14 protein-coding genes and 1 riboswitch are annotated in these 17,967 nt (G+C 68.0%); of the genes, 4 read left to right on the plus strand and 10 right to left on the minus strand.

Annotated features, from left to right (window positions below; all coding sequences use genetic code 11):
• Positions 1-109: 109 nt before the first annotated feature.
• The 3 genes from EV645_RS25635 (at position 110) to EV645_RS25645 (ending at position 6,129) form a co-directional block, all read left to right on the plus strand.
• The gene (locus EV645_RS25635) at positions 110-4,765 is read left to right on the plus strand and encodes an ATP-dependent helicase (protein WP_130447274.1); all 4,656 of its coding nucleotides are present in this window, start codon (positions 110-112) and stop codon (positions 4,763-4,765) included.
• Positions 4,766-4,783: 18 nt separating this feature from the next.
• The gene (locus EV645_RS25640; protein WP_130446575.1) at positions 4,784-5,569 is read left to right on the plus strand and encodes an Fpg/Nei family DNA glycosylase; all 786 of its coding nucleotides are present in this window, start codon (positions 4,784-4,786) and stop codon (positions 5,567-5,569) included.
• A 74-nt stretch (positions 5,570-5,643) separates the two neighbouring features.
• Complete coding sequence (locus tag EV645_RS25645) at positions 5,644-6,129, plus strand: DUF4262 domain-containing protein (protein WP_130446576.1); 486 nt, start codon at positions 5,644-5,646, stop codon at positions 6,127-6,129.
• Between the two features lie 8 nt (positions 6,130-6,137).
• Here the strand turns inward: EV645_RS25645 and EV645_RS25650 are convergent, their stop codons facing one another.
• From EV645_RS25650 to EV645_RS25695, 10 genes are all read right to left on the minus strand, one after another.
• Positions 6,138-6,428: a helix-turn-helix domain-containing protein gene (locus EV645_RS25650; RefSeq protein WP_130446577.1), complete on the minus strand. Its 291-nt coding sequence runs from the start codon at positions 6,426-6,428 to the stop codon at positions 6,138-6,140.
• A 163-nt stretch (positions 6,429-6,591) separates the two neighbouring features.
• Entirely contained in the window at positions 6,592-7,086 is a 495-nt protein-coding gene (locus tag EV645_RS25655) for a CinA family protein (RefSeq protein ID WP_277877094.1), read from the minus strand.
• Between the two features lie 109 nt (positions 7,087-7,195).
• The gene (locus EV645_RS25660; protein WP_198681860.1) at positions 7,196-8,368 is read right to left on the minus strand and encodes a DUF2332 domain-containing protein; all 1,173 of its coding nucleotides are present in this window, start codon (positions 8,366-8,368) and stop codon (positions 7,196-7,198) included.
• A 54-nt stretch (positions 8,369-8,422) separates the two neighbouring features.
• Positions 8,423-9,046, minus strand: a complete 624-nt coding sequence (gene pgsA, locus EV645_RS25665) for a CDP-diacylglycerol--glycerol-3-phosphate 3-phosphatidyltransferase (RefSeq protein ID WP_130446580.1) — start codon at positions 9,044-9,046, stop codon at positions 8,423-8,425.
• Positions 9,043-10,809 carry a MiaB/RimO family radical SAM methylthiotransferase gene (locus EV645_RS25670; RefSeq protein ID WP_130446581.1) on the minus strand — a complete coding sequence of 589 codons (1,767 nt, stop codon included), beginning with the start codon at positions 10,807-10,809 and terminating at the stop codon, positions 9,043-9,045. The genes pgsA and EV645_RS25670 overlap by 4 nt, the downstream gene beginning before the upstream one ends.
• Before the next feature lie 90 nt (positions 10,810-10,899).
• Positions 10,900-11,664 carry a helix-turn-helix domain-containing protein gene (locus EV645_RS25675; protein WP_130446582.1) on the minus strand — a complete coding sequence of 255 codons (765 nt, stop codon included), beginning with the start codon at positions 11,662-11,664 and terminating at the stop codon, positions 10,900-10,902.
• 118 nt (positions 11,665-11,782) lie between these two features.
• Positions 11,783-12,349 carry a hypothetical protein gene (locus EV645_RS25680; protein ID WP_130446583.1) on the minus strand — a complete coding sequence of 189 codons (567 nt, stop codon included), beginning with the start codon at positions 12,347-12,349 and terminating at the stop codon, positions 11,783-11,785.
• Between the two features lie 4 nt (positions 12,350-12,353).
• Positions 12,354-14,975, minus strand: a complete 2,622-nt coding sequence (locus EV645_RS25685; RefSeq protein WP_198681861.1) for an FtsK/SpoIIIE family DNA translocase — start codon at positions 14,973-14,975, stop codon at positions 12,354-12,356.
• Positions 14,976-15,048: 73 nt separating this feature from the next.
• Entirely contained in the window at positions 15,049-15,828 is a 780-nt protein-coding gene (locus EV645_RS25690; RefSeq protein WP_130446584.1) for a DUF4184 family protein, read from the minus strand.
• A gap of 31 nt (positions 15,829-15,859) precedes the next feature.
• Positions 15,860-16,375 (minus strand): DinB family protein, encoded by a 516-nt coding sequence (locus tag EV645_RS25695; RefSeq protein WP_130446585.1) that lies wholly within the window; start codon positions 16,373-16,375, stop codon positions 15,860-15,862.
• A gap of 95 nt (positions 16,376-16,470) precedes the next feature.
• A riboswitch (SAM riboswitch) is annotated at positions 16,471-16,584 on the plus strand.
• A 16-nt stretch (positions 16,585-16,600) separates the two neighbouring features.
• Between EV645_RS25695 and EV645_RS25700 the strand changes: the two genes are divergently transcribed.
• Positions 16,601-17,965: an aminotransferase class V-fold PLP-dependent enzyme gene (locus EV645_RS25700; RefSeq protein WP_130446586.1), complete on the plus strand. Its 1,365-nt coding sequence runs from the start codon at positions 16,601-16,603 to the stop codon at positions 17,963-17,965.
• The last annotated feature ends 2 nt before the right edge of the window (positions 17,966-17,967 follow it).

The raw sequence follows: 17,967 nt of genomic DNA on the forward strand, positions 1-17,967 counted from the left end.
CCGAGCACCGGACGGACCAATTTGCAGTCAACCCAGCAGGGCGACAGTCGGCGGACGAGCCACGGCGCCCAGAGCCCAACCATCATTAATGTCGGCGGGACCCGGCAAGATGGTCAGCGTGAAGAAGACCAGCGCGTTGAGCCGGTTCTCGCCCGCGACCCGGGCGTGGTTCGGCGACGTCTTCGAGGCGGCCACCCCGGCCCAGCTCGAGGCGTGGGACGCCATCACCGCGGGCCGGGACGCGCTGGTGGTCGCCCCGACGGGTTCAGGCAAGACGCTGGCAGCTTTCCTCTGGGCGCTCGATCGCCTGGCCACGACGCCGCCGCCGGACGATCCGAAGCTGCGCTGCCGAGTGCTGTATGTATCGCCGCTGAAGGCGCTGGCGGTCGACGTCGAGCGCAACCTCCGCGCGCCGCTGATCGGCATCCGGGAGACTGCTCGCCGGCTCGGTGAAGCGCCGATCGACGTCGAGGTCGCGGTGCGTTCGGGTGACACGCCGGCCAACGAGCGACGACGGTTCGCCACCCGGCCTTCCGACGTACTGATCACCACTCCCGAATCACTGTTCTTGTTACTGACCTCGCAGGGCAGGGAGTCGCTGCGCGGCGTTGAGACAGTCATCGTCGACGAGGTTCACGCGGTCGCCGGGACCAAGCGGGGCGCCCACTTGGCGCTCACACTCGAGCGCCTCGACACGTTATTGCCGAAGCCTGCGCAGCGGATCGGTCTCTCCGCGACTGTGCGACCGGTGGAGGAGGTCGCCCGATTCCTTGGTGGCGAGCGGCCGGTGACTGTGGTGCAGCCCAAGTTCACCAAGCAGTGGGATCTGAGCGTCGTCGTTCCCGTCGAGGACATGGCCGAGCTGGCCGCGACAGAGGTTGAGACCTCCGGATCCGCGGCCGGTCCGCAGCAGCATGCGTCGATCTGGCCGCATGTCGAAGAGCACGTCTTCGATCTGATCTCGCAGCACAAGTCGACGATCGTCTTCTCCAATTCGCGGCGGCTGGCTGAGCGACTGACCGCGCGGCTCAACGAGATCGCGGCGGAGCGGGCCGAGCTGGAATTGCCTGAGTTGGGCTCACCGGCTCAAGTGATGGCCCAGTCCGGCGGATCGCTCGCGGCGCCTCCCTTGATCGCGCGAGCGCATCACGGCTCGGTCAGCAAAGAGCAGAGAGCGCTGATCGAGGCGGATCTGAAGTCGGGTCGGTTGCCTTGTGTGGTCGCGACGAGCAGCCTCGAGCTCGGCATCGACATGGGCGCCGTCGATCTAGTCATCCAGGTCGAGGCGCCGCCGTCCGTCGCGAGCGGATTGCAGCGCGTGGGTCGTGCGGGCCATCAGGTTGGAGCGGTGTCGCGCGGCGTGCTGTTCCCGAAGTTCCGTGGCGATCTGATCGATACGGCCGTCGTCGTGCAGCGGATGCGCGACGGGATGATCGAGAGCCTGCACATCCCGGCCAACCCGCTCGACGTGCTGGCTCAACAGATCGTGTCGATCGTCGCCCTCGATTCGGTGGACGTCGACGAACTGTTCGCTCTGGTACGCCGCTGTGCACCGTTCGCCACGTTGCCACGATCGGCGTACGACGGGGTGCTCGACATGCTCTCGGGTCGGTACCCGTCGGACGAGTTCGCGGAGCTGCGGCCGCGGATCGTGTTCGACCGGGTCAGTGGCGAGATCTCCGGCCGACCGGGTGCGCAGCGACTTGCGGTGACGAGCGGCGGGACGATCCCGGACCGTGGTCTGTTCGGAGTGTTCCTGGTCGGTGAGTCGACGAACCATCGAGTCGGCGAGCTCGACGAGGAGATGGTGTACGAGTCGCGCGTCGGCGACGTCTTCACGCTCGGTGCGTCGAGCTGGCGGATCGAGGACATCACCCACGATCGGGTGCTCGTCTCCCCCGCGCCGGGTCAGCCGGGCAGATTGCCGTTCTGGAAGGGCGATGCGGTGGGGCGGCCGGCCGAGCTTGGTGCGGCGACCGGTGCGTTCGTTCGCAAGATGGCGTCGTTGCCTGCCACCAAGGCGATCGAGAGTGCGCGGACCGCGGGCCTGGACGAATACGCCGCGAACAACCTCGTGTCGTATCTCGCCGAGCAGCGGGTCGCGACGAGCCGCGTGCCGGACGACGTGACGATTGTTGTCGAGCGATTCCGCGATGAGCTGGGCGACTGGCGGGTCTGCGTGCATTCGCCGTACGGCGGTCAGGTGCACGGCCCGTGGGCGCTTGCGATCGCAGCGAGGCTCCGGGATCGGTATGGGATGGACGCACAGTCGGTCTCGGGCGACGACGGGATCGTGCTGCGGCTGCCCGAGACGGACGAGGCGCCGCCGGGTGCGGATCTGGTGCTGTTCGATCCGCAGGACATCGAGGATCTGGTGACCACCGAGGTCGGCGGGTCGGCATTGTTCGCGGCGCGGTTCCGGGAGTGTGCCGCGCGGGCGTTGTTGTTGCCGCGGCGTAATCCGGGGCGGCGATCACCGCTGTGGCAGCAGCGGCAGCGGGCGTCGCAACTGTTGAGTGTGGCGAGCAAGTTCGGGTCGTTCCCGATCGTCCTCGAGACGTTGCGCGAGGTGCTGCAGGACGTCTACGACCTGCCGGCGTTGAAGGATCTGCTGACCGGGATCAGCGAACGCAGGATCTCGGTCGTCGAGGTCGAGACGTCGGAAGCATCGCCGTTCGCGAAGTCCCTGCTCTTCGGCTATATAGGCGCCTTCATGTACGAGGGCGACAGTCCGCTCGCGGAGAAGCGCGCGGCCGCGCTGTCGCTCGATCAGAGCTTGCTGGCTGAGCTACTTGGGCGGACCGAACTGCGCGAGCTGCTCGACGCCGAGGTCGTGCTGCGCACCGAGGCCGAGCTGCAGCGACTGGCCGAGGATCGTCGAGCGCGTGACGCCGAAGGGCTGTTCGACGTACTGCGGATGATCGGTCCGCTGTCGTTGCCGGAGGCAACACAGCGATGTGTCGACGGTTCTGATGCCGAGTCTTGGTTGACCTCGTTGGCGGCCGCTCGCCGGGTGGTGCGAGTGCGGATCGCGGGTGAGCATCGGTGGGCAGTTGTCGAGGACGTGGCGCGATTGCGCGACGCGCTCGGCGTGCCACTGCCGCCTGGGGTCGCGGAGGCACACGCAGAGCCGGTCGCCGATCCGCTCGGCGATCTGGTGTCTCGCTATGCCCGAACGCACGGGCCGTTCCGGGCCATCGATCTTGCGACGCATCTCGGCATCGGGGTTGCCGTCGTCAGCGAAGCGTTGCGGCGGCTGGGTGCGGCTGGACGAGTCGTCGAAGGCGAGTTCTTACCGGGCGGGATCGCGCTCGAGTGGTGTGACAGCGAGGTCCTCCGACTGTTGCGGCGGCGATCTCTTGCTGCACTGCGCAAGGAGGTCGAGCCGGTTGATCCGTCAGCGCTGGCACGGTTCCTGCCTGCATGGCAAGGGATCACGAGCAGCCGAGGCCGCGGGTACGACGTACTGCTCGGAGCAATCGAGCAACTCGCCGGATGTGCGGTGCCGGCGTCCGCGTTGGAGTCGATCGTGCTGCCCTCGCGCGTGCCTGGGTATCAGCCGTCGATGCTGGACGAGCTGACGGCGACCGGTGAAGTGGTGTGGGCCGGATCGGGTTCGTTGCCGGGGACAGACGGTTGGGTGTCGCTTCATCTCGCGGACAACTGCGACCTGACGTTGCCCGATCCTGATCCTGATCTCGAGCTAAGTGAGACGCACCAGTCCGTGCTCGACGCTTTGTCGGGCGGCGGCGCGTTCTTCTTCCGGCAGTTGAGCGATGCGGTTGGATCCGCGTCCGGAGTAGCGGACGACGAGACGTTGGTCAGCATTCTCTGGGATCTCGTCTGGGCCGGGTATCTGACCAACGACACCCTCACGCCTGTTCGGTCGCTCGTCGGCGGTGGGCGAGGCAGTCATAGAACACGTCGTACGACGCCACGCGCGCGGCCCGGTCGTCCGATGCGTCCCGGGCGGCCGTCGATGCCCGCGCGGAGTGGTCCACCGACGGCAGGTGGGCGATGGTCGTTGCTTCCGGAGCGCAGTTCGGACACGACCCGACGAGCGCATGCGGCAGCGGAGACGCTGCTGGATCGCTATGGGATCGTCACGCGCGGGTCGGTGATCACCGAGCGGACGCCCGGCGGGTTCGCCGCCGTTTACAAGGTGCTGAGCGCGTTCGAGGAGTCCGGGCGGTGCCGGCGCGGGTACTTCGTTGCCGGGCTCGGGGCCGCGCAGTTCGCCTTGCCCGGGGCCGTCGACCGGTTGCGCGCGCTCGCGGAGCTTCCGTCGGCAGCTCCACCAGGGTCTGACGGTCCATTTGGTCCGGCTGGACGATTCGGGCCGGGTGGTGCCCGGCCGGGCGGTGGTGGCCGTGGCCGCAAGGACGAGGAGCTCAACGCGCGAGCCGTCGTACTCGCGGCTTCTGATCCGGCGAATCCGTACGGTGCTGCCTTGCCGTGGCCCGAGCGCGAGAGCGCCGGCGGTCATCGCCCTGGCCGGAAGGCTGGTGCGTTGGTCGTGATGGTCGACGGGCAATTGATCGTGTACGTCGAGCGTGGCGGACGGACTGTGCTGAGCTTTACCGAGGATGCTGACCTGCTCCAGCCGGCGGTTGATGCGCTGGCGCTGTCGATACGAGATGGTCAGCTCGGCAAGCTGAGTGTCGAGACGGCCGATGGTGAGCAGGTGCGGCACACAGCGTTCGGCGATGCGCTGGCCAAGGCCGGCTTCCATGCGACGCCACGCGGTCTCCGTCTGCGGGCTTGATATCGGGAGCGATCGGTCATGCCCGAAGGAGACACCGTCTGGCGAGCCTGCAAGCGGCTGAACCAGGCGCTCGCAGGACAGGAGCTCGTGCGTACCGACTTCCGCGTGCCATCGCTCGCGACGACTGACCTGACCGGGCGGACGATGCTCGAAGTCGTTGCGCGCGGCAAGCACATCCTGATGCGTCTCTCGGGTGGATTGACGCTGCACAGTCATTTCCGGATGGACGGCAGTTGGCATCTGTACCGGCCGGGTGAGCGATGGCACGGCGGGCCTGATCATCAGATCCGCGTGGTCCTCGAAACCGCACCGTGGACGGCTGTCGGTTATCGGCTCCCGGTCCTGGACCTCGTCGCGACCGACGACGAGGACAGCGTGGTCGGGCATCTCGGACCTGATCTGCTGTCACCCTCATTCGACCGTGCACTCGCGATCGCGAATGTCGAGTCCTCTCCCGGACGGACGGTCAGCGAGGCGCTACTCGACCAGCGGAACCTCGCCGGAATCGGCAACTTCTACCGCACCGAGGTCTGCTTCCTCCTCGGTCTGCACCCTTGGCGTCCGATCTCGGCAGTCGATGTTCCCGCCGCCGTCGACCTCAGCCGGAGGCTGCTGAAAGCCAACGTCCGCAACGGCACTCAAGTCAGCACCGGCGTCGACCGGCCCGGGCAACGCTCGTGGGTGTTCGAACGCGCCGGCAAACCCTGCCACCGCTGCGGTACGACGATCCTGACCGCGCAACTGGGCGAACCGACCCGTGAACGGGTCACGTACTGGTGCCCGGCCTGCCAACCCGAGAGCTGACCGGCCAGAACTGGCCTGTGGACAACGCCGGCGGCGGACAAGAACGCGGATATCTTCTCTGATGCATCGAACAAATGTTCGATCGAGAGGAGAAGGTGATGTGCGACCGGTGCGGCGGTGTGAGCGACGAGCAGATCTCGCGACAGATCGAGGACAACATCCGGACCTTTGGCTGGACGATGCAGTACGTCGAGGGCGACGGCGCCCGCAATCCAGCCTTCGGGTACACGCTGGGGCTCAGCCTGTACCTGCATCCGGAGATCATCGTCTTCGATCCCGAGCCGTGCTGGGCCTATCTCGGGCTGAAACCACTCGCGTGGGCGGTGATGGGCGGCGCGGTGTTCGACGAGGGCGACGACCTGTCCGGCTTCTTCCCGCCTCCGGAGACGGCCCAGCTTCTCCGGTTTCCCGACTCGATCCACCACCTCTACACGGCGAACCAGATGTTCCGGCAGCCGGGCGACCCGCCGTTGCCTGCGCTACAACTGGTCTGGCCCACGCGCGTGGCATTGATCCAGCCGTCCGGCAGCAGCCCGACTCCGGACGGGAGCGGGCAATGACGAGGGGCTCAGGCCGCGGAGGCCACTACCTCGGTCTCGATGGTCGGGTGCGCCAGCACCAGAGCCTCTTCGCGGGCCAGATCCTCGCTCACCTCGGCGAAGACCATCGACAGCGGCACGTCGAGCGCCGTACAGATAGCTGCCAGCAGCTCGCTGGAGGCTTCCTTCTGGCCGCGCTCGACCTCGGAGAGGTAACCGAGGCTGACGCGGGCGTCAGCGGACACCTCGCGGAGAGTGCGCCCCTGGCGCAGCCGCTTACGCCGCAGCACGTCGCCCAGCAGGCCACGAACCAGCACCATGAGGTTTCTCCCTTCCGCCTGTCCGGCCGTGTCTACTCGCACGGTAGCTCGACCGTAGGAACCAACGGTACCTGTTGCTGGGTCACTACCCCTCGCAATGTCCACCTTCGGTGCGCCGCGCCAGTCTGCCTTACCTGTCACCATGCTGGTCCCAACACCCCGTTCAGTCGAGTTCTTCCGCAACAACGGCGGCTCCGAGTTCGAGGACGGCCTGCACGCTCCCCCGGCGTACTGCCGCTCGGTCACCGGACAACTGCAGCTTGCGCACCTGCACGGACCCCGGTCCGGCCGCGGCGACGTACACCGTGCCGGCCTCGATACCCGCCTGCGGGTCCGGACCGGCCACACCGGTCGTGGCGAGCCCGTAGTCCGCCTCCAGACGCTCCCGTACGCCGGTGGCCAATGCAGCAGCCGTGTCCGCATGGACCGGGCCTACAGCAGCCAGCAGGTCCTCAGGCACACCGGCGAGCTTGGCCTTCAGATCGGTCGCATAGACGACCACGCCGCCCCGATACACAGCCGACACCCCCGGCACATCCGTCAGAACCGCCCCGACCATCCCACCTGTCAACGACTCAGCGGTGGCAAGCGTCACGCGACGCTCCATCAATAGACCGACCAACTGCCCGACCGCTGCCTCAAGCTCGTCCTCGGCCACTCGAAACCTCCCGCGCTCGATCTGTACACATCGCATTGTTGAACAGGAACCACCCGACTGCGCTGGATCCGCCTCCGCGGCGGGTGACTGCAACGGGTGTGGCGTCGGACTACGAATCCGCCAACCACGCCAGCATCTGACCACGCAACCAGCAGCGGCCTACGCCTTCAGCCTGCAGGGTCGAATGGTTGAAGACGGCGAGGCCGATGATGCTGTGGCCAGATGCAGGACGGTCGCCGAACGTCGGGATCGCCGGCGCGACTCCAACACCTTCCACCGATACCCACGCGATCGGCCGGTTCGTCGCCGCTGCGTCGAGACACTGCAGGAAGCGCAGGCGGCTCTCAAGCGGGAGGTCCGAGAGTGCCCACGTCGTGGTGACCACGGGCAGCGCGTCTGCAGGCACTCGAGCGAGCGCTTCGGGCAGGAGGTCGACCTTGTCGCCTTGCATCAAGATCGGAGGCGCCGACGCAGCCAACTCCAGCTCACCTTCGAGCCTTGTGATCAGCTCCGGTTGGTCGGGCGGCACACAAGCACGCAGCCACTGGGCCTCGTCTGCGTCCCGGGTATCAATCGGCTGGAGGTCGATGCCGATCCGCGCAACGACCTCGGGCATCGCGTACGTCGGGATGGGCCGGTCCCCCACGACCGACGCCGACGCCTGAACGGGAGACGACGGGTCGCCCAGCGTTTGCCCATTGCCGTAGTTGATGCCGGCGCGTTCGACGTTCAGGTTGAACCCCGCCGGGCTACCCACGTCGATCAGCCCGATCGCGCCGGCACCCGCCCTCCGCGCGACCTCGGCAATCGCCGGGTACAACACCGCGTGGTTGCCTAGCACGTTCGGCCGCACCTTCCGCTGCCCGACAACCGCCACCACCGCGTCCGTCATCCCCACCAGCGTCCGAACCGCAGCATCCACGGCCAGATCCCCGTACGCGGCTACATCGGCGCTCGCGGCTGCGGTCGAAGCGGCGGGTGATGTCGAAGCGGCGGTTGTTGTTGAGGTGGTGGCGGCTTTGTAGGTGGTGGCGAGGGTTGGGGACTGGTTGGTGAGGGCCAGGTGGTGGAGGGCGGCGAGGATGAGGAGCGGGTTTCGCTTGCGGGTGGGGGCGGTCTCGATTGCGTGGAGGGCTTCAGGAGACTCGCTCATGGCGCGGGCGATGCGCTCGTACAGGGGCGAGATCTTGGGGGCGTCGACCTCGGCGAACCGGCGGTACGTCTGAGCGAGTTTGCTGTTCTTGCTCGTAGCACTTGCGGTTCCAGCACTCGGCCTCGGCACCCTCGCGAGTCTAGTCACCGGACCGTCCACGCGACCCGACGTACGAGACTGGAGTTATGGGAGGGGGCGTTTGGCGGCGGCGCGGAGGCGGAGGGCTCGGCCTACGTAGTCGAGGCCGGTGATGATGGTGACGAGTACGGCGGCGGCCATGATCGTGATGGCGGTCCAGTGGAGGATTTTCAGGTCCTGCCACGGGAGGAGGTACAGGCCTAGGGCGATCGCCTGGAGGACAGTCTTGAGCTTGCCGCCGCGGCTGGCGGGCATGACGCCGTGGCGGATCACCCAGAAGCGGAGGGCGGTGACGCCCCACTCGCGGACCATCACGACGATGGTGACCCACCACGGGAGTTCGCCGAGGTACGAGAGTCCTAGGAAGGCTGCTCCGGTGAGGGCTTTGTCGGCGATGGGGTCGGCGATCTTGCCGAAGTTGGTGACGAGGTTCCAGCGGCGGGCGATGTCGCCGTCGAAGCGGTCGGTGACGATCGCGACGACGAACGCGGCGGTGGCGAGCAGGCGGTTGCTGTCGGTGTGACCGCCTTCGCGGAGCAGGAGCCAGACGAACAGCGGTACGAGGACCAGCCGTAGGACCGTGAGCGCGTTGGGCACGTTCCAGGCGCTGGGCGCGTGGAGGTGGCCGCCTGCTGCGCGCGGTGCCGGGTTCGTCGGCGGGTTGGTCACGCGGTCAGGTTAGCTGCCGGACGGGCGTCCGGGGTGCTCACGAGCGCGGCGAACTCGGCGATCAGGTCGACACCGTCGCTCGCCACCACCTTCGCAGACACCAGATCGCCGACCCGCACCCCGTCCGGGAGCCCGGTCACCGTCGTCGATCCATCCACCTCAGGCCCCTGATGCGCAGCCCGCCCCTCACCAGTCCGCCCAGCCTCAGACCAGCCACCCTCGTCGAGCTCGGCGTCGTCCAGCTCGGTCTCATCCAGGTCGGTCTCATCCAGGTCGTCCTCATCCGACTCGGCGTCGAGTGAATCGGTGGATTCGATGAGGACTTCGAGGAGTTCGCCGATGCGGGATTCGGCTCGGGCGGAGGTTAGGTCTTCGGCTAGGCGGGTTACTCGGTCGAGGCGGGCGGCGATGGTGTCTTCGTCGAGTTTGCCGTCGTACGTTTCGGCTTCGGTGCCGTCTTCGTCGGAGTATCCGAAGACGCCGATCGCGTCCAGGCCGGCGCGGGACAGGAAGTCGCAGAGGATGTCGACGTCTTCCTCGGTCTCGCCCGGGAAGCCGACGATGACGTTGCTGCGGATGCCGGCCGTCGGGACGGTGGCGCGGACCTGGGCGATCAGTTCGAGGAAGCGCTCGGAGTCGCCGAAGCGGCGCATGCGGCGGAGCAGCGGGCCGGAGGCGTGCTGGAACGACAGGTCGAAGTACGGGACGACGCCGGGAGTGGCGGTCATCGCGCTGATCAGCGTCGGGCGCATCTCGGCGGGCTGGAGGTACGAGACGCGGACGCGGATGATGCCGGGGACCTGGGCGATCTCGCCGACCAGGGTCTCCAGGAGGCGGAGGTCGCCGAGGTCCTTGCCGTACGAGGTGGAGTTCTCGGAGACCAGGAAGAGTTCGCGTACGCCGGTCTCCGCGAGCCATTCGGCCTCACGGAGTACTTCGGCCGGGCGGCGGGACATGAACGCGCCGCGGAACATCGGGATCGCACAGAACGCGCAGCGACGGTCGCAGCCGGAGGCGAGCTTCAGCGGCGCCATCGGGCCGCCGTCGAGGCGCCGACGCATCACGCGGGGACCGCTGGCCGGAGCGGTCGCCAGGTCGGGGGCATCGATCTTCAGCTCTTCCGGTGTGCCGGTGACGAAGCGTCCCTTGAGTCCGCTGGTGGGCTGGTCGGAATCGGCGTTCACGGCGCCGTTGGTCGGCCTCAGCTGCTCGGGGATGTGGTCACCGAGCCGGGCCGCGTGGCCGGTGCCTCCCGCAGTCGGGGTCTCGCCGGCGGTGGGCTGGTCGCCGTGGCCGGGGACGGCTGGGGCGGGGGCTGAGTGGCGGTCTGCCGGGGCCAGCGGGAGGAGTTTGCGGCGGTCGCGGGGTACGTGGGGCTGATGCTTGTTGCCGGCGAGGATCGAGCGGAGGCGGTCCGAGATGTCGGTGTAGTCGTCGAAGCTCAGAACCGCGTCGGTCTCCGGGAGGGCGTCGGCGAGCTGGTCGCCATACCGTTCGGCGAGGCAGCCGACGGCGACGACGGCCTGCGTACGACCGGACTCCTTGTAGTCGGCGGCGGCCAGGAGCGTGTCGACGGAGTCCTTCTTCGCGGCCTCGACGAATCCGCAGGTGTTCACGACCACCGTGTCCGCCTCAGCGGCGTCGTCGACCAATCGGAAGCCACCGGCCTCGAGCCGGCCGGCCAGTTCCTCGGAGTCGACATCGTTGCGGGCACAGCCCAGCGTGACCAGGGCGACGGTGGTGGGTGGCGTATTCATCACCATGAGTATGACGCGCCGCGTAGTCCCCGGCCTAACTCGCCAACGCATCTCACAGCTCACCGCTGTGCGGCGAGAGGTCCGGCGGGCCGGGAGCTAGGAGGCTGCGGCGGTTTTGGTGAGGGTGCCGTTGGGGTGGGCGGTGAACTTCGTGAGGTTGGTGTTCAGGCGTTTGCCGTTGAGGACGACTACCAGGTTCTTCGGGCTGGTGACTGTTACGCGGATGTCGCCGGAACTGGTGACGGATTGCGCGATGCCGGGAGTCAGTCGGCCCTGGAAGAGGCGGCGATTCTTCTTGTCGCGGACCGTGAGGTAGGTGCCCTCGCCCTTGGCTGTCAGCGTCAGCGCGGTCTTCAGCGCGGGCGGCTTGGCGGTTGTCGGCTTCTTCGTCGGCTTGACGGTCGGCTGAGGCGTTGCCTTCGGGGTCGGCGTCGTGACCGTTGCCGTGGTGACAGCGGTCTTCGACGCATTCGCCTCGATGTCGCTGGGCAGCGTGAACAGCCGCACCATCCCCCAGCCCATCAGGATGACGAGGATCGCGCCGACCACGATGGCCCAGCGCGGCCGGGCGGGACGGAGCGTCGGGCCCTTGGCCGCGGCGCGTTCCTCGCGGCGGGACTTCTCCTCCTCGACGGCGTGTTCGGCGTCGAAGCTGGCGATCAACGGAGCGGGGTCGGCCTTCACCACACGGGCGATGGAGCGGATGTGCCCACGGGCGTAGAAGTTCCCGCCGCAGCGGGAGAAATCGTCGGCCTCCATGGCGATCAGCAGCCCGGTTCTGATCCGGGTCGCAGCGCTCAGCTGCTCGATCGTCATGTCGGCCCGCTCGCGGGCCGCCGTGAGATCGCTGCCGATACTCACGTCCTCACCATCCTCTCGTTCGTCCGATTGCCTGTGCGGACTGTACGGGTTGTCGACGTCACTCGTCGGACCGCCGACATCAAGTCAACGGCCTTGGTACGACGGGGTCACGCGCGAGTCAGAGTTGTTCCCTGACCGGGCATCTGGCATCCGCGAGCATGTGCAACGCCTGCACCACCGCCCCGTTCGACGGCCGTGCCGTCAACCCGAACGGTATCGCGAGTGAGGATCCCGTCAGTCGTCGGTTGGCATCAGTTGTCTTGCGGGTCGAGCTCGGCATCGCGCCGAGGATCGGCCCGGGATCCTGCAGATGTACGGCGATCCGCCCGTCGTCGAGCGGATGCCGGCGCTGCAGCACCGTCACCTCTTCGATGTCTTCCCACCGGGTGCCGATCCATTCGTTGCCGATCCGCAGCCGGATGCCGACGTCGTCGGCGACCAGCATCTCCCCCACCGTCAGAGCGCGGGCACACACCAGGGCGAGACCGGCGAACGCTGCCGCGGCGAGCCAGCGCAGGATGCCGGTCGGACTCGTGGACGCGGACGCGGCGAACCCGATCGCGACCAGCGCGGCGCCGACGGCGAGCCCGCCGTGCACCTTCTGGGAGCCCCGCACGGTGAACGGCACTGGCTCGGGGTCGACGTCGAAACGTTCCTGCCTGGGCAGTGCGCTCGCGGCGGTCACGATGTCACTCTCCTCGGAGGGTGGTGATGAAGTCCTCTAGGTCGTCAGGCTTGACCAGGACGTCCCTGGCCTTCGAACCTTCACTGGGACCGACGACGCCGCGGCTCTCCAGGATGTCCATCAGCCGGCCGGCCTTGGCGAAACCGACGCGGAGCTTACGCTGCAACATCGACGTCGAGCCGAACTGGGTGGAAACGATCAGCTCGGCAGCCTGCACCACCAGGTCGAGATCGTCGCCGATCTCGTCGTCGAGATCCTTGCTCGGACCAGCCACGACCGTGACGTCCTCGCGGTACGTCGGCTGGAGCTGCGTCTTGCAGTGCTCGACCACGGCGCGGATCTCGGCCTCGTCGACCCACGAGCCCTGGATACGCATCGGCTTGCTCGCGCCCATCGGCAGGAACAGCCCGTCACCTTGACCGACCAGCTTCTCCGCACCGGGCTGGTCGAGGATGACCCGGCTGTCGGCCAGCGAGGACGTCGCGAAAGCGAGCCGCGACGGCACGTTGGCCTTGATCAGGCCGGTGACGACGTCCACCGACGGTCGCTGGGTGGCGAGCACCAGGTGGATGCCGGCCGCACGCGCCAGCTGGGTGATCCGGACGATCGAGTCCTCGACGTCTCGCGGGGCGACCATCATCAGGTCGGCGAGCTCGTCGACGATCACCAGCAGATACGGGTACGGCGTGAGCACGCGCTCCGACCCCGGCGGCGGCTTCACCTTGCCGCCGCGGACCGCCTTGTTGAAGTCGTCGACGTGCCGGAACCCGAACGCCGCGAGGTCGTCGTACCGCATGTCCATCTCGCGGACGACCCACTGCAGCGCCTCGGCCGCCTTCTTGGCGTTGGTGATGATCGGGGTGATCAGGTGCGGGATGCCCTCGTAGTTGTTCAGCTCGACCCGCTTGGGGTCGACGAGGATCATCCGCACCTCGTCGGGCGTGGCGCGCATCAGGATCGACGTGATCAGCGAGTTGACGAACGACGACTTACCCGAGCCGGTCGCACCCGCGACCAGCAGGTGCGGCATCTTCGCCATGTTCGCGACGACGTAGCCGCCTTCGACGTCCTTGCCGAGGCCGGCCACCATCGGGTGGTGGTCGTTGCGCGCGGTCGCCGAACGGATCACGTCGCCGAGGCTGACGGTCTCCTTGTCGGTGTTCGGGATCTCGATACCGATCGCGGACTTGCCCGGGATCGGCGACAGGATCCGTACGTCGGCCGACGCGACCGCGTACGCGATGTTCTTCGACAGCGCGGTGACCTTCTCGACCTTCACCGCCGAGCCGAGCTCGACCTCGTAGCGCGTGACTGTCGGGCCGCGGGTGTAGCCGGTGACCTGGGCGTCGATGCCGAACTGCTCGAACACCTCCGTCAGCCGGTCGACGACCTGGTCGGACGCCTTGGTCCGGGCCTTGTGCACCGAGCCGGGCTTGAGCATTTGCCCGTCGGGCAGCGTGTAGGTGATGTCGCCGGACAGCCTCAACTGCTCGACGCGCTGCGGCAAGGGCTTGTGCGGTGGCGGCTCAGGCGGCGGTGCGGAGGACTTGCCAGGAGGTTCGAAGGCAGGCTCGGAGGCCGCAGCGGCATCGGCGCTGTCGACGTCGTATGCGTCTTCCTCCACCGGCTCGGCCTTCGCCTTGCGCCCGCGCTTGGAGATCTCGCGGCCCTCGAGCACCGGCGAGTCGTACGGCTTGACCGTCGGCTCACCGTCCTCGTCGAGCTCTAGCTCTGCCGCCTTCGCACGACGCTGCTTGCGCGTCAGCCGGACGGTGTCGTCGGTCGGCGCGGCCACCACGGACGGAGCGTCCTCCGGCAGCGCAGTACGTCCCATCAGTACGTCGAAGGCCGCGCGGAAGCGCAGCGGGATCGCGTACACCGGCGTTCCGGTGATGACCAGTGCGCCGAAGATCGAGAGCAGGACGAGCAGCGGGGCAGCGACGTACTGCGTGAGCAGGTCGGACAGGAACGACGAGATGAAGTATCCGATCGCACCGCCCGCGGCACTCAACGGGCCGTCGGCCGGGTTGCTGGGCCGGGGCAGACCGTTGGCGATGTGGATCAGGCCGAGTACGCCGAGGCAGACCGCGGTCCACCCGATCACCTGACGACCCGCAGGGCCGTTGTGGTCAGGGTGACGCAGCGTGCGGACAGCGATGAGCAGCAGCAGCAACGGCAGGGCCCAGCCGAGCATGCCGATGCTGCCACCGACAACCGTGCGTACGCCGTTGCCGACCGCGCCCGGCAGATCCCACCAGATCGCGGCAGCTACGACGACCGCCAGGCCGATCAGGAACAGGCCGGCGCCGTCACGGCGATGCTCCGGCTCGAGATCGCGGGCGCTGTGGCCGATCCCCCGCACCATGCTGCCGAGCAGATGGGCGATACCGATCCAGATCTTCACCACCCCGCGGCACAACGCGAGCATGGCGGCCGCGAACGGGCCTGGTCCGCTGTTCTTGGGCGTGCTGGTCCGCGCGGGGGATCCTCCTCCGCGCTTCGTGCTTTGCCCACGCTTCTGGGCGCCGGACGGACGGGAGCGTCCACCAGCAGCCGAACGAGCCGTGCTCGGCCGTTTGGCTGCCGACTTCTGCGCCCGCGCCGGGGAAGACGTGCGGGTCGCCATATTGCTCAGGCTACCCCGATAACCCCTTGAGTCCCACGTGTCACACGCCGATTACGCTGCCCCATCCGTAGCGTCACAGCGTGACCACGGGCCTCCGGAGGCGGAGCAGATGCCAGACCACGACGTACAGCGCGAGCGCGGCGAGTCCGCCGGAGACTAGACCGGAAAGCGCAAGGCGGACGGCCGTCTCGCCGCTCAAGTCGCCGTCAGCGCGGCTGATTTCGACGATTGCGCCGGTGGCGGCCATGAGGACGCCGAAGACGACCACTGCGTACCGAAGCCAGGGCGCGACGAGATCACGGGGAGTGACCGACGGCGGCGTACGGCGGTACCAGCGGTAGAGCCAGATGGACAGGACGACGCAGCCGCCGAGCGTGCTGACGTACTGGAGGATGCGGTTCACGTCCCAGGCCGGGGTCACCGCGGCGCGGAAGACGCCCGGGAAGTGGCGGACGAAGTAGCCGTCGCCATGGGTGAAGGAATCCCATACGACGTGGGTCATTGCGCCGAGGATCGCGGACACGACGGTCCAGAAGAGAACCCTGAAGGCGGGGGCGGCCGGCAGACGCGCAGCGAGCGCCGCGGGAGCTAGCACGGCCAGAGGGCGCCTGAGGACGAGGTTGTAGATCCCGAGCATCAGGAGCGCCAGGAGCGGATCCAGCCAGAGCGCCGACGTGAACTCGTGGGTGAGCGTCAGCGTGAAGTTGCCGCTGATGTACTGCGTGGCGAACCGGTAGATCGGGTCGACGTACAGCAGATCGGGAGCCACCGCGCCGGCGACCAGAGCTGAGGCCACGAAGGGCCGTCGGACCAGTGGGAGGACGGCCGCGGGGTGGGCGAGGGTGAACGGCACCCCGGCAGCCTAGAAGGTCCCCAGGTCCTTGTTACGCGCCCGTAGTGCCGTCGAGTTGCTCTCGCAAGAGGTCGGCGTGACCGCAGTGCCGGCCGTATTCGCCGATCAGGTGGATGTAGATCATCCGCAGCGTGGACTCGGTCCCGCCGAACGTGAAGCGGTCGTCGAGCGAGTGATCGGCAGCGGCCTCGTCGGAGAGCTTCCACTCCTCGATCAGCCCCTCGTACGCCGCCTGCGCGTCAGCCGGATCGATCAGCTCGAAGTCCGCGTCCTTCCCGAGCTCGGGCGCGAACAGCGGGTCGGCCGGCGCGTCCGCGAAGTGGATGCGGAACCAGATCCGCTCGACCTTGGTGAGGTGCCGGATCAATCCGAGCAGCGACAGGTTCGACGGCGGTGACGGCCGCTCGGCCAGCTGTTCGGCGGTCAGTCCGGCGCACTTGAACAGCAGCGTGGTGCGGTAGAAGTCCAGATAACCCTGCAGCAGCTCGCGTTCGGGCGCAGTCAGCGAACCATCCGGTCGCTCGACGGCAGGTGCTCTCCAGGTCATCGGTTTCCTCACGTTGTCCACGATGTGTTCGGCAGTCTCATTTTGTGAGATACGCACTGGCGGTTGCCGTGGCCGGTTCGTTACCGTACTCGGCAGGTCATGAGTGTCAGCGACAAGCCCCGGCTAGCTGGCCGGCAACCCTCCTCCGCGGTGGGGTGCCCCGGGTGAAGACCAGGCCGTGCGGATACCCCGCTCGGCAAGTGCGGACTTCCCGGGAGCAGCAACATGTCGATCTTGTCCATTCTCGAGCCTGCCAGTACGACGACTACGCGGCCGACGGTCGCCCGGCTGGTCACCGGCAGCATTCCCGCCACGGTCGGATCCGACCTCCTGGTCCCGCTGGCCGACGGCCGGGTCACCGACTACGCGAACTTCGACCACGGTGCGAGCGCGCCGTGCCTGGAGTCGGTGCGGGCCAGCGTGGAGGCGGCGCTGCCGTCGTACGCGTCGGTGCACCGCGGCAACGGGTACGCGTCGCGCATCACCACCCAGTGGTACGAGCGGGCTCGCGAAGAGGTGCACGCCTTCGTGGGGGCACGCAAGGACGACCAGGTGATCTTCACCCGGCAGACCACCGACGCACTCAACCTGCTGTCCCGTGCGCTGCCGGCGGACGCGACCGTCATCGTGTTCGAGTCCGAGCACCACGCCGCTCTCCTCCCCTGGCCGGCCGAGCGGACTGTTCGCCTCAAGGCGCCGACCAGCCAGACCGATGCCGTGACGAGCGTCGCCGACGCACTCCGCCAGGCTCCCGAAGGCCCGCGGCTCGTAGTGATCACCGGCGCCTCGAACGTCACTGGCGAGATCTTCCCGATCGCGGAGATCGCCAAGGTGGCCAAGGCCCACGGCGCGCGGGTCTGCCTCGACGCCGCACAGCTGGCGCCGCACCGTCCGGTCGACATCTCCACCCTGGATGTCGACTGGGTCGCACTGTCCGGTCACAAGCTCTACGCGCCGTACGGTGCCGGCGCGCTGATCGGTCGCTCCGACTGGCTCGACGCCGCAGATCCCTACCTGTACGGCGGCGGCGCGACGCATGCCGTCACTGAGGACACCGTGGTGTGGACGACCGGCCCGGCGCGGCACGAGGGCGGCTCCCCCAACGTCATCGGCGCAATCGCGCTGGCGAGTGCCTGCGCTGCGATCAGCAAGCACCGCGACGCGATCGAGCAGCATGAGCGCAGCCTGCTGGCCCGTCTGCGGACCGGGCTCGCCCAGATCGACAACGTCACGACGTACTCGATCTTCGGCGAGGACGCGGACCGTGTAGGCACAGTCTGCTTCACGATTGCCGGTCTGACCTCGACGCTCGTTTCCGCAGCGCTCAGCGCGGAGTACGGCGTCGGCGTACGTGATGGCAAGTTCTGCGCGCACCCGCTGGTCGGCCATCTCCTCGCCGACTCCCCCGAGCACGGTACGGCGGTCCGCGCCAGCCTCGGCCTCGGGACGACGCGCGAGCACGTGGACCGCCTCGTCAACGCAGTACGCACGCTGGCCACCAGTGGTCCGCGGGCGGAGTACGCGGAGACCGCGCACGGCTGTCAGCCGTCCGACGATCCCCGCGACCTCCAGGCCCCACGCATCTGGTAGTC

Origin of the sequence: Kribbella rubisoli (assembly GCF_004217145.1) — a bacterium.
Taxonomy (GTDB): Bacteria; Actinomycetota; Actinomycetes; order Propionibacteriales; family Kribbellaceae; genus Kribbella; species Kribbella rubisoli.